Origin of the sequence: Chengkuizengella sediminis (assembly GCF_010078385.1) — a bacterium.
Taxonomy (GTDB): domain Bacteria; phylum Bacillota; class Bacilli; order Paenibacillales; family KCTC-33759; genus Chengkuizengella; species Chengkuizengella sediminis.
This window is the reverse complement of record NZ_SIJC01000001.1, coordinates 453,213-467,987: the sequence shown is the minus strand read 5'-3', so window position 1 is coordinate 467,987 and position 14,775 is coordinate 453,213. Positions and strand designations below refer to the sequence as shown.

17 protein-coding genes are annotated in these 14,775 nt (G+C 33.8%); 9 read left to right on the top strand and 8 right to left on the bottom strand.

The window, feature by feature from the left end:
- The first annotated feature begins 46 nt into the window (after nucleotides 1-46).
- On the top strand, nucleotides 47-190 hold the full coding sequence (locus EPK97_RS02285) for a hypothetical protein (RefSeq protein WP_162034978.1): 144 nt from the start codon (nucleotides 47-49) through the stop codon (nucleotides 188-190).
- Between the two features lie 178 nt (nucleotides 191-368).
- Here the strand turns inward: EPK97_RS02285 and EPK97_RS02280 are convergent, their stop codons facing one another.
- On the bottom strand, nucleotides 369-557 hold the full coding sequence (locus EPK97_RS02280; RefSeq protein WP_162034977.1) for a hypothetical protein: 189 nt from the start codon (nucleotides 555-557) through the stop codon (nucleotides 369-371).
- Nucleotides 558-573: 16 nt separating this feature from the next.
- Nucleotides 574-849: a hypothetical protein gene (locus tag EPK97_RS02275; protein WP_162034976.1), complete on the bottom strand. Its 276-nt coding sequence runs from the start codon at nucleotides 847-849 to the stop codon at nucleotides 574-576.
- 801 nt (nucleotides 850-1,650) lie between these two features.
- On the opposite strand from EPK97_RS02275, the gene EPK97_RS02270 reads away from it, so the two are divergent.
- Nucleotides 1,651-2,115 (top strand): GNAT family N-acetyltransferase, encoded by a 465-nt coding sequence (locus EPK97_RS02270; RefSeq protein ID WP_162034975.1) that lies wholly within the window; start codon nucleotides 1,651-1,653, stop codon nucleotides 2,113-2,115.
- A gap of 162 nt (nucleotides 2,116-2,277) precedes the next feature.
- Here EPK97_RS02270 and EPK97_RS02265 read toward each other — a convergent pair whose 3' ends face one another.
- From EPK97_RS02265 to EPK97_RS02250, 4 genes are all read right to left on the bottom strand, one after another.
- Nucleotides 2,278-2,814 carry a DUF6143 family protein gene (locus tag EPK97_RS02265; protein ID WP_162034974.1) on the bottom strand — a complete coding sequence of 179 codons (537 nt, stop codon included), beginning with the start codon at nucleotides 2,812-2,814 and terminating at the stop codon, nucleotides 2,278-2,280.
- A 60-nt stretch (nucleotides 2,815-2,874) separates the two neighbouring features.
- Nucleotides 2,875-3,897: a YVTN family beta-propeller repeat protein gene (locus EPK97_RS02260; protein WP_162034973.1), complete on the bottom strand. Its 1,023-nt coding sequence runs from the start codon at nucleotides 3,895-3,897 to the stop codon at nucleotides 2,875-2,877.
- 249 nt (nucleotides 3,898-4,146) lie between these two features.
- Complete coding sequence (locus tag EPK97_RS02255; protein ID WP_162034972.1) at nucleotides 4,147-5,715, bottom strand: hypothetical protein; 1,569 nt, start codon at nucleotides 5,713-5,715, stop codon at nucleotides 4,147-4,149.
- A 295-nt stretch (nucleotides 5,716-6,010) separates the two neighbouring features.
- The gene (locus EPK97_RS02250; protein ID WP_162034971.1) at nucleotides 6,011-6,919 is read right to left on the bottom strand and encodes a thermonuclease family protein; all 909 of its coding nucleotides are present in this window, start codon (nucleotides 6,917-6,919) and stop codon (nucleotides 6,011-6,013) included.
- Between the two features lie 392 nt (nucleotides 6,920-7,311).
- Here EPK97_RS02250 and EPK97_RS02245 point away from each other — a divergent pair, with 392 nt between their 5' ends.
- Together EPK97_RS02245 and EPK97_RS02240 are read left to right on the top strand one after the other, a co-directional pair.
- Entirely contained in the window at nucleotides 7,312-7,722 is a 411-nt protein-coding gene (locus tag EPK97_RS02245; RefSeq protein WP_162034970.1) for a hypothetical protein, read from the top strand.
- 91 nt (nucleotides 7,723-7,813) lie between these two features.
- Nucleotides 7,814-7,954 (top strand): hypothetical protein, encoded by a 141-nt coding sequence (locus tag EPK97_RS02240; RefSeq protein WP_162034969.1) that lies wholly within the window; start codon nucleotides 7,814-7,816, stop codon nucleotides 7,952-7,954.
- Nucleotides 7,955-8,900: 946 nt separating this feature from the next.
- On the opposite strand, the gene fsa is transcribed toward EPK97_RS02240, so the two are convergent.
- On the bottom strand, nucleotides 8,901-9,545 hold the full coding sequence (gene fsa / locus EPK97_RS02235) for a fructose-6-phosphate aldolase (protein WP_162035431.1): 645 nt from the start codon (nucleotides 9,543-9,545) through the stop codon (nucleotides 8,901-8,903).
- A 152-nt stretch (nucleotides 9,546-9,697) separates the two neighbouring features.
- A complete protein-coding gene (locus tag EPK97_RS02230; protein ID WP_162034968.1) occupies nucleotides 9,698-9,916 on the bottom strand; it encodes a helix-turn-helix domain-containing protein in 219 nt (72 codons plus the stop codon).
- 125 nt (nucleotides 9,917-10,041) lie between these two features.
- Here EPK97_RS02230 and EPK97_RS02225 point away from each other — a divergent pair, with 125 nt between their 5' ends.
- The 5 genes from EPK97_RS02225 (at nucleotide 10,042) to EPK97_RS02205 (ending at nucleotide 14,546) form a co-directional block, all read left to right on the top strand.
- Nucleotides 10,042-10,206 (top strand): hypothetical protein, encoded by a 165-nt coding sequence (locus EPK97_RS02225; protein WP_162034967.1) that lies wholly within the window; start codon nucleotides 10,042-10,044, stop codon nucleotides 10,204-10,206.
- A 378-nt stretch (nucleotides 10,207-10,584) separates the two neighbouring features.
- Nucleotides 10,585-11,559: an ABC transporter substrate-binding protein gene (locus tag EPK97_RS02220; protein ID WP_162034966.1), complete on the top strand. Its 975-nt coding sequence runs from the start codon at nucleotides 10,585-10,587 to the stop codon at nucleotides 11,557-11,559.
- Between the two features lie 189 nt (nucleotides 11,560-11,748).
- Entirely contained in the window at nucleotides 11,749-12,669 is a 921-nt protein-coding gene (locus tag EPK97_RS02215; protein ID WP_205690224.1) for an ABC transporter permease, read from the top strand.
- Entirely contained in the window at nucleotides 12,662-13,456 is a 795-nt protein-coding gene (locus tag EPK97_RS02210; RefSeq protein ID WP_162034964.1) for an ABC transporter ATP-binding protein, read from the top strand. Before EPK97_RS02215 ends, EPK97_RS02210 begins: the two co-directional genes overlap by 8 nt.
- A 109-nt stretch (nucleotides 13,457-13,565) precedes the next feature.
- Nucleotides 13,566-14,546 (top strand): 2-hydroxyacid dehydrogenase, encoded by a 981-nt coding sequence (locus tag EPK97_RS02205; protein WP_162034963.1) that lies wholly within the window; start codon nucleotides 13,566-13,568, stop codon nucleotides 14,544-14,546.
- Nucleotides 14,547-14,775 lie beyond the last annotated feature (229 nt).

Genomic DNA, 14,775 nt, shown 5'->3' with positions numbered 1-14,775 from the left:
CGTAGTGAAAGAATACTATGACTGTCTACCAAAGGAGGATATATTAATGAAACTAAAAAATTGCCAAATAGATATGGCTCATCAATCTATTGAAAACTTAAATGAGAAAGAATTGCTTCATGATGTTGATGAATGGAAAAAGAAAATAGAAGAAAAACCACAAGAAGTCATTCATGATATGCCTTGGTAATTCTTTTTTATGTTATTTATGATTGCTGCTCTTATATATCAAGCATTTGAGCATTTTGATTGAACAAGGAATATTTCAAATGTCTGTTGATGTAATAACATTTCTATTAAGTCAGATAAAAATTGACATAGAGAAAATAATCCCCCGCTGGCTTTAGGTAGCTGGTGGGGGGAGTATTTTACAGAGGGATGACCCTTGTTATTGCACATGTGGAAATTGCAGTTGAAATTATGCCACTTCCGGTATCTAAAGTTACTATCGCAATCCCTTCCCCAATATCAGTAATTGTACCTTGTATGTTAGGGGGTATCCCCAATGTTTCCACTAATACATCGTTTCCTATAAGTGATTTTAATACATTTGTCATTGGATCTTCACAACAACTACATTCTCCCACATTTTTTTTTAATTGATTTTAATTTGATACTTGGTTCTGGGCCAGGGAATGAAACGACTTGAACCGCAACAACATTGCAAATAGGATAATCCCCTTGTGAAGTAAATACTATAAAGTCATTAACGTCATTTATTGTTACACCTTGATTAGATGTTGGGGTCAGAATGGAAGCAAATAAAAACTCCACCCCTACCAACTGCTCCAAAACACACTGCATCGGACACACGCAACAGTCACAAAATGATTTATCAAAAACGCCCATATTGACCACGTCCTTTCCATTTTTTACATTGTATGAGAACAATTGATTTTTTGACTGGACGTGTACCCATCCTCATAAAATGTGCTCTTGTATATTTTCTTATACCTCCTATATAGTAAGAACAAACATTCTATGAGAGGTAATTAGATGAAACAACAATGAAAAATTGATGAACCATTATCAAAAAGAATAGAAAGATTAAACCTGAACTTGTAGAGGAAGAGGTCAATATTATATTTCGAGAGTTATCAGATTCCATGATGGAAGAGTCTCAGGTCACAAATGAATTGTTTACTTCATTTGGAAAAAGTACCTAAACAGTTATATCATGAATTGTAGAATAGAGTTAGATCGTCCTCATCATATCTTATTGAAGTAACTATGATGATTACTAAAAGGATGGAGCAATTGGACACTGGGTTACATGCGGTACTGACCACGAAGCAACAAGTATGATCACTAAGAGTATAAATAGTATCATTATAATAGCAGCACCTGAGCAGAACTATGTTTACTCATTATGATTTCCTCCTCTCAGTATGTAGTAATATATACTATGTTTAGAGAATCTACTTTGCTTGGATGGGTGTTCTAGTGCAAGTACACATTTATAAATAGATTTCTACTATAATAGAAATGATATATTATAGAAACCGTCATAAATAGACCATCCTTTCTTAGAAAGCATCCAAAGAAATTCAAAAGAAATTTAATTTAAAAGTTAAGAAAAGCGAAGTTAAGCAAAATTATATAAGCAAAGAACCAAGGAATTAGTTAATTCAACCTAGGAGATGATTTAATATGAATATTGTTTCAGTAGATTCTAGAAATAAGCTAATATATCTTAATTTATGTCAAAGTTATGAAGGTGAATTCTCTGCTCTTACTGAAAAGTTACCTAATACTGATGGAGTGTTTAAATTGGATACAATTTTAGGAGTTAATATAGAAGGCTTTTTACTTTATGAAAAAGAAATACCAATTGGCTTAGCTGCAGTTAGAAAATCAATAGAAGATTTTTTTGAAGTGTGCGAATTTTATGTGATCCCTTCTTGTCGAAAAAAAGACCTCGGAAGAAAGTTTGCACATCATTTATTTTCTATTTTTAAGGGTCAATGGCAAGTTAAACAAATAGAGGGTGCGGAATATGCAACTACATTTTGGAGGAAAGTAATTGGAGAATTTACTTCTGGGGAATTTGAAGAAGATGTTTATATGGATTTTCACTGGGGAAAAGTAACTAGACAACGATTTACTTCTGTTTAAATTAACACTATCCCATATTGAAATATTCTGCGATACTTTGCACCTGTTATCAGGCAATAAAAAGTAGTCAGATTCCTTTCATTTAAGTATCTGACTACTTAGATGTAAACTCGAATTCAATTCAATGGAACCACTATATCAACAAATGAATCTTTTCAACCCTTACTTAAAAATAGTTTTTCCTTCAAACCAAGCGAACCCGATTTTCGCTTTAACGATATTACGACTTGTTAAAAAGAATAAAAGTGATTTGCCCGGGGACAAAATAACTTTTCCACCGATTTGACCACTGGTTACCGTCTCATTACCTGGAACTCGTCTATCTGAAAAGTTTACCCCTCCCCTTGGTCTACCTTTTACTGAAGGATTAAATTGAACTTTGCCTTGCGGAGTTGTGTTAAAGTTAGTATTTGCAACACCCACATTACGTGAATTAAAAATCATTCCTGGCGGCTTAGAACTGATAAAGAAGTTTGCTGAATAAGGGTTTTTTGAGAGATTAGTAAGTGTAAAGAAATCCACAAATAAATTAACTTTGGAGCTTGACGGATTGAATAAACGAGCCCATGCATTCGTATTTCCACCAAAGGTTAACACTTTGGTTGTTCCTCCGAAAAACTTGCCTTTAGAGGATTGGAATGCTGGATTAATGATATTGACAACTTGCTTTCTTTTTTTCCTATGATTTATGGGAATCACCTCTTGTTAATCTCTTTCAAGTTATGAGTTATTAGTATTTTTTTTTCAAAACCCCAATGTTTATCTCATGATAAAGATGGCTTGTTGTGGGTTCTTTCCTACTTTGATGGTTTTTATGACTTTATTGGTTGCTACTTTAATGACGGATACCGTGTTGCCTCCAGAGTTTGGAATATAGTAGAGTTTTCCATCTGGAGTAAATCTACCAATTAAAGGATTTCTACCTACTCTAATGGTTTTAATTACCTTATTGGTTGCTACTTTAATGACAGAAACGGTACAGCCTCCTGCATTACTTACATAATAAAATTTTCCATCTGGTGTAAACATACCAGTAAAAGGTCCTTTACCAACTGGTATTGTTTTAATTACCTTATTATTTGATACACATATAACGGATACATTGTTTGAACCAGAATTACTTATATATACTAGTTTATTGTCTGGAGAAACAAAGGATCTGGATGGTTTCTTACCTACTTTAATGGTTTTTATTACTTTATTCGTGGCAACTTTAATGACAGATACTGTATTCGATCCGTTATTCGGTACATACACTAACTTACCATCTCGGGATACACGAGCTTGGAACGGATTTTTCCCTACTCTTACGGTCTTCACCACTTTATTTCTTCTTACATCAATAACTGAAACGGTATTTCCACCCGAATTGCTAACATAATAAAATTTTCCATTTGGAGTGAAACTTGATGTGAATGGTTTTTTACCAACTCTTATCGTATTTGTTACCTTGTTATTTTTTGCATTTATTTTAGATACATTATTTGAACCAGAATTAACAACTAGAACTGTTTTTTCAGATGGATCTAAGTCTATATCATCCGGTTTCTTCCCCACAGTAATGGTTTTTATTACTTTATTTCTAAATGTGCTGATCACTGAAACTTTATTCGTTCCAGAATTAGTTAGATAAATAAGCTTATTATCTGATGTTTCCGCAAAATCAAATGGCTTTCTACGAACTTTTATCGTGTCAATCACTTTATTAGTTTTTACATTAATGACAGAAACGGTATTAGAACATAGATTGGAAATATAAATTAACTTTCTTTTTCTAGGCAAATGAAATTACCTCCTACCATGATTAGAATCAAGATAATTACTCTATCAAAAGACTGTTTAAGAAATTATCTTGTTACTTATTTATATGAACAAACAAGTAAAGATGCTTGGGCCAATCATATAGGAGTTTTATCTAAATTTAAAAATTTTGTAGGTTTAAACAAATTGAGGTTTAAATTATAATAGATTAAGAAAACTAGATAGCAAAAAAGAAGACTTTAAGTTTCAAAATGGCGAAAAGAAGGTGAACTAATGCTTACATTTTTGTGCTGTTTCCTTCAAAGACAAAGTACCATCTGTTATTTCTTCTATTCCTCTTATTTTACAACTGGAAAAAATGATTGTTGAGCCAAATGGTGGTACTGAGGATACAAATGTTCCAATCACTATTCCTTCTCCTACCTTCTCAATAATAACTGGAGAAAGACGGGAAATTGATACATTTTTGCCTTTTAATACATTAGCGACATTGGTCATAGGATCCTCGCAACATACACATTCCCCTTTCGTATTTTTTTGAATCGGTTTGACATCTGGAATCCTTGTTGTTGAAAGTGGCGAAACAGAAACTATATTGCAAATCGCACTATGAATTAGATTAGGATCATCCCCAGGAAACCTATTAATCCCAGATACTATAAAGTTTTTGATTTCCGTAATTTGAATGGTAAAAGTTCCAAATTCTGAAACTATCAAAACTTCTTCTCCTTTAAACTGCTCTAAAGCAAACTGCATCGGACAGACACAACAATCGCAAATTGATTTTTTAAAGTTGACAGACATCTGCTTTAGATTTTCCCAGTGATTTAACTTTTCCAGAAGAGGATTTGCAACTACTTCTATTCCACCTATTTTACAACTGGAAAAAATGATTGTTGAGCCTGAGGATACAAATGTTCCAACTACTATTCCTTCTCCTACCTTCTCAATAATAACTGGAAAAGGACTGGAAATACATACTTCTTTTCCTTTTAATGTATTAGCGACATTGGTCATGGGATCCTCACAACATACACATTCCCCTTTCGTATTTTTTTGAATCGGTTTGACATCTGGAATCCTTGTTGTTGAAAGTGGTGAAACAGAAACTATATTGCAAATCGCAATATGAATTGGATTACCCGAACTCAAACCAGATACAATAAAGTTTTTGACTTCCGTAATTTGAATGGTAAAAGACCCAAAGAATTCTGGAACTATCAAAACTTCTTCTCCTCTAAACTGTTCTAAAACAAACTGCATCTGGGAGACGCAACAATCGCAAATTGATTTTGCAAAGTTGACAGACATCTGCTTTAGATTTTCCCAGTGATTTAACTTTTCCAGAAGAGGATTTGTAATTTCTGCTATTCGAACTATTTTACAACTGGAAAAAATGATTGTTGATCCTAATACTGGTGGTGGGGATACAAATGTTCCAACCACTATTCCTTCTCCTACCTTCTCAATAATAAGTGAATTACCGGAAGCACCAGAAATTACTTCTTTTCCTTTTAATGCATTAGCGACATTGGTCATAGGATCCTCGCAACATACACATTCCCCTTTCGTATTTTTTTGAATCGGTTTGACATCTGGAATCCTTGTTGTTGAAAGTGGCGAAATAAAAACTATATTGCAAATCGCAATATGAATTGGATTACCTGAACTACCAGGAGATTTGTCTATCCCAGACACAATAAAGTTTTTGACTTCCGTAATTTGAATTGTAAATTCTACTCCAAATTCTGAATCTACCAAAACTTCTTCTCCTCTAAACTGCTCTAAAACAAACTGCATCGGGCAGACGCAACAATCGCAAATTGATTTTTCAAACATGGCTTTCACCTCTTTTTGTTTTAATTAGTTTGAACCATTTTGCTTTCCTTCTATATATTATGAAAACCCCAACTTTTTGTATGGACTCCTGTCTAGCTTTTTTTAACCAAAAGAATTTCCTCAAATCGAGGGTATTTTTTTAAAATTCACGTTACTTCCATGCGAAAACCATTAAAAAAGCCAATGGAATCCTGAAGGAGTCGCTTGGCTTTTTAGGGTGGTGAACTGGGGGATTATATAGACTATAAAATCACAAGTTTCTACTACTATTTATTTACTTGATTTATTCTTTTAATTATCCTTCTATATCAACTATGCCATTATTTGCATCAATTAATTGAGCTGGATCACCGTTGTTATTCCAAATGTTTTTCTCTGTCCAATATAGATCAGACGACCATACACCTCTGGAAAAATCACCTGACCAAATTGTGATTGTTTCTCCAGCTTTAATCGTATACGAGTCAGGGAAATCAAAACGTTGATCTCCTTGCACACTTAACACACTCCATCCAGTCATATCCATGTCTGTATTATCACTATTCTTTATAGTTATATATTCTTCCTCTAAATTCAGTTCTGTAATTTGAATGTATGAATTGTTTTCTGTTGTTACTGGATCTATGCTTTCGTTTTCTGTAACTTCGTTAAAAGTTACATCACCATCTAGCCAATCTACCTTTACATAATCCTCTAAAGACCATATCCCTATGCCTTCTTGCCTTGCTTTCTCTTGTGTCTCCTGAAACTGATCCACGTATTTTACGTTTGGTGGATAGATATAAGCCACTCTAGCGAGTCCTTTTTCTAGGAGCATTTCATTAAACAATTTCCCTTCTACCCACAGATATGCTAGTAATCTACCGTATTTATCACGTTCAGAAACATCAATTTCAATTTGAACCTTTTTACCTAATGTAAGTGTATCTTTTGCAAATTTTGATGCTTCGGGTCCAAACGGTTGAATAGGTTTGTTTGGATGAACAGTTTCTGGGGTGTCTACTAATAGCAATCGGATTGTTTCTTCTTTTCCTTCAAACTGTACTTTTATGGTATCACCGTCAACAATGTCAGTTATTGTTCCATTAATTAACTGCTGCTGAAATTCGATATTATTTATGTTTTCATTCTGTTGATTTTCTAATGTATATGTATTAGAACACCCTACAAGAAATATAAGTAATGAAATATATAAAATTCTCATTATTAAAATCACCTTTCAGATACTTAGATATATCTCTGCTTAATTAATTCTAGTAAATTCATAAATCCATATAGTATACAAATAAAACCCAGTATCCTAACTATAACTTTTGATTTTAAAAACCACCTAATAAATATTGTAGGCTTTATAATAGCGACTGTTTCTAATGAAAAAAATATTATGACTTCTATTATATAGTATAAGTTCATTTCATTTCGTTTTTCCTCCCCATAGTATAACGAGCGAAAAAGATTGTTAGAGATAAGCCTAGTTGGTTGTAAAGAGGTAAAGTATATAAGCGGAAATTTTGTAATAGGGCACAAACGTCCATTCATAATGACAATAAAACTCATAAAATACACTAACAAAAATTATGAATAGGAGGTGAAATCATGGGACATTTCGATGAATCAATATGTGATTGTTGCGTCTGTCCGATGCAGTGTGTATTAAAGCAGTTAATTGGAGAAAAAGTTCAAATAGTTAATGCATCTTCTGGATTCATTTTCTCATTAGAAATTCAAATAAAGGAAGTCAAAAACTTTATTGTTTCTGGAACAGATCCTAGTGGTGTTAGAATCAATTTTCCTATTTGTAAAATAATAGCTGTTATACCGCCATCGGGAGCATTTCCCTTAAATTTAAAACCGATTCAAAAAAGTACAAAAGGAGAATGCGTCTGCTGTGAGGATCCCATTACGGATTTAGCTAACTCATTAAGAGGGCGGGAGGTAACAATATTACCGATTGCTGTGTTTTTGGAGAAGAAGTTATCATCTGTGAGGATCCCATTACGGATTTAGCTAACTCATTAAGAGGGCGGGAGGTAACAATATTACCGATTGCTGTGTTTTTGGAGAAGAAGTTATCATCTGTGAGGTAGGAGAAGGAATTTTGGTTGTACAAGAGATGGTAGATATGATGTTAGTGGTTCTCTCTAGTTGTTTCATTGATTTAATTGCAGAAGGGAAAATTAGTGAAGGATTAGAGATAACGTCAAATGACTTTAAGAAGAGGAGTGAAAAAACCGTATGATGGTCTGTCCACGGTAAATCGGATGAAATTGAGCCTCTAAAATTATGAAACAAATGATAGCCTGAACACATTAAACGAGTAGTGGGCACTATTATTAGTGCTTTTTTCTTTTGCCGAAATCACTTACGAAAGGAGGAAACGAATGACAAAACTTTTTGAAGCAGGCGGCCATTATCCACCACCCGACGCGATCGAACGCCTAGTAAAATATAAATGTGGCCGAAAGATATTCGATGAAAAACAGGAGGAAGTCTACGAACACACTTCGGAAATTCTAAAATCAAAAACTAGGAAACGATCTAGCTTTAAGAAGCACACCCTATGGTAGTGAAACCATTAGTTTGAGTGTCACGGGTTTAGAATACGAACCCCATTATCTTTATATGATTCCGACTTGATGCCTGACCTTGATGATCTGAAGTCATTGCACTTAAACTTACATTCTACAATCGATCATCTTCATGTACAGAAAGTTTTGATTGCTAACAGGTTTGGTAAAATAGCACATTTTTAAACAAGCAAGGTCACTTGTCTATACCAAATGAAGTTTTTGAACATAGTATATATCACCTCTTAGCAATAGGAGGTACTTACCAACCCATATGTGCTCATATATCTTCTCTCATATAACCTCACTATTCATTTATGTAGTGAGGTTTTATAACAAAATGAAAAAGGATGATGGTTTCATCCCTCAGGTGTAACAGTTTATAAGTCAGATAGGAGTATATTATTTGATAAAAATTATAAATCAAGAAAGTTACATTTTATTGCAGTTGATGTATTGATTTTAACGGCTCTTCTAATTATTTTTAAATAGGTTATTCCAAAGATATTTTAATGTAACTACAGAGAGGTCACAACCTTCACTTTATTTGATGGTTGTGACCTCTCTGACTTTTAATTGGATTTTTTATAATCCGAAAATGACCCCTTTTAAAATAATTTAGTCGTTTCGATTATTCCAATCCGCTAAAAATTTTTCGATCCCTTGGTCTGTCAACGGATGATTACAAAGCTGCATGATGACTTTGTACGGAACAGTTGCAATATGAGCACCATTTAACGCTGCATCTGTAATATGAAGTGGATGACGAATCGAAGCGGCAATAATTTCTGTATCAAGATTGTGTATATTAAATATTTCAGAAATTATTGAAATTAATTCTAATCCATTATGTCCGATATCATCTAAACGCCCTAAGAAAGGTGATACATATGTAGCTCCAGCTCTTGCAGCGAGTAATGCTTGGTTTGCATTAAAAATGAGTGTTACATTCGTTTTGATTCCTTCATCTGAAAAAGCTTTAACAGCTTTTAGACCTTCTATAGTCATAGGAACTTTAATAGTAATATTCGGTGCGATTTTTGCAAGTTCTTTTCCTTCTTCAATCATTTCTGGTGCTGTTGTTGCAATAACCTCAGCACTAACTGAACCAGGTACTATCGAGGTTATTTCTCTTAAGCGATCATGAAAAGAAACGTTTTCCTTTGCAACTAAACTTGGATTTGTCGTAACTCCAGATAAAATTCCAACTGAATGAGCTTCCCGAATTTCTTCAATGTTTGCAGTATCAATAAAAAATTTCATATTCATTCCTCCTAAGTAAAGTAAATGTAAGTAAACAGGAGTAAACCCTGCATGAATAGCTTCTGAACAATATTCACAGCTAGAACCATGATCTAAATGAATCACTACGTATAACTCTATTATATCAAACAAGAAATATTTCACAATGAAGCCTACCAAAAATCAGATTCATCAACTTCCTCACCTTTTTTTCTCAATCCTGATACTATCCTATGTTTTGTACTTCTGTTTGGTCTGTGGTACTCGTCAGAACACATTTTTGAAACTGTCTCTTTATTTAATCCAGAATTTTCACTCATCCATTTTTGAGAAATCTTTTTGTTATCGATGTATTTTCCTAATTTAGTTCTTGGTTTTCCTAATCCAAACATGACTACCATCCCCTTTAGTAGTAATGTTGGGCAATTATCAAAAAATTTATACGTTTCCTATGAATAAAACCGTACTAGTGGACAAACAGTACCACATAAGCTTTAAACAAAGGAGGGAATATAAAATGAAAAATGAGATTGTAATATCGGTTGATTTTAGGTTTTATATCCATATCACTTATGAAGGTTATTTGAGGTTGTTGAGAATGGCTAAGAGATTCATCATAAAACCCGATCCTTTACGCGTTTTCTTTGATGGATTTGTAGGTGTTTCCTATTTTATGAGTTAAAACAACGTTTGGAATGGACGTGTGTTCAGGATAAAAAAATTGTTCTTTTATGTATTTTCACATTTTAATAATTCTAATAAATAAAAATAACAAAAATTCCTCAAGGATGAGTGTCAAAATGTGTTATAGGTGAGTATACTAAAAGTGAGCAGTCACAAATGAATAAGTCAAGGAATCCATCAAAAAAAACTTCTCCAGTAATGGAGAAGTTTTTTTGTTGTTTTGTTCATACTAGCTTAGGAAACTGATGAATGGAGTCATTTCTCTTTGTTTTGGTATTAGCATTGACTAAAAAATAATCCCATTATATGATAGTTTTTATAAGTTGTCTTTATCGCTTTAAAACTTTTCAATAGAATACAATATGGGGGGAAAGTAATGAAAAAAATAGGTTTAGTGTTGATCACTGTGTTTATGATATTTGCATTAACGGCTTGTGGGGACGCAGAAGTGAAGGTTGGAATCGCACAATTGGTAGAACATCCTTCCTTAGACTTAACAAGAGAAGGATTTATCCAAGCATTGGAAGATGCTGGATATGTAGATGGAGAAAAATTAGAGATCGATTACCAAAATGCACAAGGTGAGATGCCAAATAATACAACCATTGCACAAAAATTTGAAGCTTCAGATAATGACCTGATTCTAGCTATTACAACACCAACAGCACAAGCAATGCAGCAAAAAGTTAAAGACATCCCTGTTGTATTTACTGCTGTAACTGATCCACTTGGAGCAGGTTTAGTTGATGCTTCTAATGCACCTGTTGGGAATGTGACTGGAATGTCTGATACACATCCATCAGGACTAGAAGAATTGATGAATTTCATTGCAAAGGAATTCCCAGATGTTAAAAATTTAGGCGTTGTGTACAATGCAGGAGAACAAAACTCTTTCGTTTCAGTGGAAAGAGCAAAAACTAAAGCAGATGAATTAGGAATCAGCCTAGTGGAAGCAAATATAACAAATACTAGTGAATTGAAACAAGCAACAGAATCTTTATTAGGCAAGATAGATGCTTTGTTCATTCCGAAGGACAATATGGTTGTATCAGGACTACCAGCACTTTTACAAGTTGCCAATGAGAATGATCTTCCGGTGTTTGCTAGTGAGAAGGATACAGTAGCAAGTGGAGCGTTCGTTTCTTTTAGTGTTGATTATTTCACAATAGGTTATGAAACAGGTCAAATGGCATTAGAAATTATTGATGGAGGAAAGACTCCTGAAGAGCTTGAAATACAATACCCTGATAAACTTGATCTGGTAATCAACCTTATAGCAGCAGAAGAGCAAGGAATTACTGTGAGTGAAGAACTATTAAATCAAGTTAAGGAAGAAAACATAATCAAATAATAGTATTTGTTGATAGTGGAGGTACTTACCTCCACTATCTTTTAAAACTTATCGGGTATTAACAGCCCGTGTAATAAACATATTACGGACTGTTAGTACGGGATGAAGTACGTTAAAATAATATATTTTAATTTAATAGATTGACATTTGTCATTCTTTAAACTATTTGCTAGGAGGCACATTATGTTTTTGATGAAAGCATTAGAAGGTTCTCTTGAACTAGGTTTATTGTATGTGCTTATGGCACTTGGTGTTTATATTTCTTTTCGAATTTTAGATTTCCCTGATTTAACAGTAGACGGGAGTTTTACAACAGGAGCTGCGGTATCTGCTGTCATGATAACACACGGTTACAACCCATTGTTAGCAACTTGTGCAGGTTTTTTTGCAGGAGCTGCGGCAGGGACAATTACAGGGTTACTTCATACAAAAGGGAAGATTAATAACTTACTATCTGGTATTGTGATGATGATTGCCCTTTATTCCATTAACTTAAGGATTATGGATAAACCAAATACAACCTTATATGGAGAAGAAACGCTTTTTACTGCTATAAACGACAAATATTTCTTATTGATTGTTCCAATTGTTATTGTGATCTTTAAGTTCTTATTAGATGCATTTCTTCATACGGATATAGGGTTTGCCCTAAGAGCAACAGGAGATAATCAACGAATGATACGGAGCTTTGGTGTGAATACAGATTCAACCATAATTTTGGGAATCGCATTATCCAATGGACTTGTAGCGATGTCTGGTGCTTTAGTGGCTCAATATCAGGGATTTGCGGATATTTCCATGGGTGTTGGTATGATCGTCATCGGACTTGCTTCTGTTATTATTGGAGAAGCCATTTTTGGACATAAAACAGTATTTCGAGCTACTTTAGCTGTACTATTAGGTGCAATTGTTTATCGGATAGTTATTGCAATGGCACTTCAAGTCAATATGGATGCAAACGACTTAAAATTAATTACAGCATTTATCGTAGTTGCCGCGCTTATTCTACCGAAAATACAAAAGAGTTTTGGTCAAAAACGGAAAATAATAGAAAGAATTAAAGACATGAACAAAGAAATAGAAAATAAGGGGAGGGATATCAATGCTTAAGATCAATCAGGTTACGAAGTTATTTAATGCAAATACGGTTGATGAAAAGCTAGCTTTATCTAATGTGAATTTGATTCTCGCTCCTTCTGATTTTGTAACAGTCATCGGAAGTAATGGTGCCGGAAAGTCAACCTTAATGAATGTTATTTCAGGTGTATTAATGCCTGATGATGGAAATGTAACAATTGATGGTGTTGTGGTAAATAAACTTCATGAACATCAAAGAAGTCAATGGATAGCCAGGGTATTCCAAGATCCAATGGCGGGAACCGCACCTAATATGACCATTGCTGAAAATTTATCTATAGCTTACCTGAGAGGGCATAATCGAACTTTGAATTGGGGATTGAATAAAAAGAAAAAGAACTTTTTTAAAGACCAGCTTGAAAGGTTAGGCATAGGATTGGAGAATCGTTTAAATGCAAATGTTGGTTTGTTATCTGGTGGGGAAAGACAAGCTTTAAGTTTGCTCATGGCAACTTTTACTAAACCTAAAATATTACTATTGGATGAGCATACAGCCGCATTAGACCCTTCTCGTGCGGAATTAATTTCAAATTTAACTGAAAAAGTGGTCAAAGAGTTTAATCTTACAACTTTAATGGTCACACATAATATGTCTCAAGCAATTCAATTGGGGAATCGATTGATTATGATGGATAAGGGGCAGATTATTATGGATATCCCACCTAGTAAAAAACAAGGCCTCACAGTAGAAGATTTACTGCATGAGTTTGCTGCAATTAAAGGTGAGCAATTAAATGACGATCGAGTAATACTCGGATAAAATAATGAATTAAAACATATCTTAATTTTAGATCCCTATAGTTGTAAAAACTAGTAGGGATTCTTCTTTTAATATGTCTTAATATTTCTTAAAGCTGGGAGATGAATATATGAAACAACCTTACGTATATATCACTAAAAAAATACCAAAAGAAGTTATAGGACCACTAGAGAAAATTGCCACGGTGAAAATGTGGAATGGAGAAAGTGAAAAGGTACCAGTAGAGTTTTTAAAAAGAGAGGTAGCTAACGCAACAGCACTATTCACAACACTAGATGACACCATTGATCACTCTATCATTGAGAATTCTCCACAATTAAAAGTTATTTCTAACATGGCTGTAGGGTATGACAATATTGATATCTCAACAGCTACAAAACACAGTATCTTTGTATGTAATACACCGGATATTTTAAATGATACGACTGCGGATTTAGCTTTTGCCCTATTAATGTCCTCTGCTAGAAGAATTGTGGAAGGTCAACAGTTTATTAAGGATGGTTATTGGAAAGACTGGGGTCCCTTATTAATGGTAGGTAGAGACATTCATCATAAAACCCTAGGAATAGTGGGCATGGGGCGGATCGGTGAAAAAGTAGCGAAAAGAGCAACTGGGTTTGATATGGAAGTGTTATATCATAATCGTACGAAAAGGGATAGTGTAGGGGAAGCTTTAAATGCAACGTATTGTTCTTTTGATGAATTGTTAGAAAAGGCTGATTTTATTATCAACTTACTTCCTTTAACAGATGAAACAAGAAATAAATTCGATGAATCTGCTTTTTCAAAAATGAAAAACACAGCTATTTTTATTAATGTGGGGCGTGGAATGTCTGTTGTGGAAGAAGATCTGATTTATGCATTACAGAATGGGGAAATAGCAAGTGCTGGATTAGATGTGTATAGACATGAACCAATATCCAATCAACATCCTTTACTAAAATTAGATCAGGTTGTGCTTGTCCCTCATATAGGAAGTGCTACCATCGAAACTAGAACTAAAATGATGCAGTTAACGGTTCAAAACATTGTAAATGTCTTAGAAGGAAAATACCCTGAAGCTTATGTTAATAAAGATGTGAAACTATAACAAATTCAGCGATTTCTTATTCCTCTTCTTCCTGTAATGAAAAATCCTTTAACAATGTGTTCATTAAAAGATATGGGCAAGTATTTTAATAATAATGGCATTATTTGTTTATATGAATATATAATCTTCGTAATTTACCCCTAGAACTTCAAGGTTTTTTTTGATTTTTCTATATCATCTTCCGATATCTGATGTGAATGATTGTTGTATATTTGAGTTTTTTCATATA

Coding starts and splice junctions, on each gene's coding strand:
- EPK97_RS02285 (WP_162034978.1), top strand. CDS start 47: ATGAAACTAAAAAATTGCCAAATAGATATGGCTCATCAATCTATTGAA.
- EPK97_RS02280 (WP_162034977.1), bottom strand. CDS start 557: ATGACAAATGTATTAAAATCACTTATAGGAAACGATGTATTAGTGGAA.
- EPK97_RS02275 (WP_162034976.1), bottom strand. CDS start 849: ATGGGCGTTTTTGATAAATCATTTTGTGACTGTTGCGTGTGTCCGATG.
- EPK97_RS02270 (WP_162034975.1), top strand. CDS start 1,651: ATGAATATTGTTTCAGTAGATTCTAGAAATAAGCTAATATATCTTAAT.
- EPK97_RS02255 (WP_162034972.1), bottom strand. CDS start 5,715: ATGTTTGAAAAATCAATTTGCGATTGTTGCGTCTGCCCGATGCAGTTT.
- EPK97_RS02250 (WP_162034971.1), bottom strand. CDS start 6,919: ATGAGAATTTTATATATTTCATTACTTATATTTCTTGTAGGGTGTTCT.
- EPK97_RS02245 (WP_162034970.1), top strand. CDS start 7,312: ATGGGACATTTCGATGAATCAATATGTGATTGTTGCGTCTGTCCGATG.
- fsa (WP_162035431.1), bottom strand. CDS start 9,545: ATGAAATTTTTTATTGATACTGCAAACATTGAAGAAATTCGGGAAGCT.
- EPK97_RS02230 (WP_162034968.1), bottom strand. CDS start 9,916: ATGTTTGGATTAGGAAAACCAAGAACTAAATTAGGAAAATACATCGAT.
- EPK97_RS02225 (WP_162034967.1), top strand. CDS start 10,042: ATGAAAAATGAGATTGTAATATCGGTTGATTTTAGGTTTTATATCCAT.
- EPK97_RS02220 (WP_162034966.1), top strand. CDS start 10,585: ATGAAAAAAATAGGTTTAGTGTTGATCACTGTGTTTATGATATTTGCA.
- EPK97_RS02210 (WP_162034964.1), top strand. CDS start 12,662: ATGCTTAAGATCAATCAGGTTACGAAGTTATTTAATGCAAATACGGTT.
- EPK97_RS02205 (WP_162034963.1), top strand. CDS start 13,566: ATGAAACAACCTTACGTATATATCACTAAAAAAATACCAAAAGAAGTT.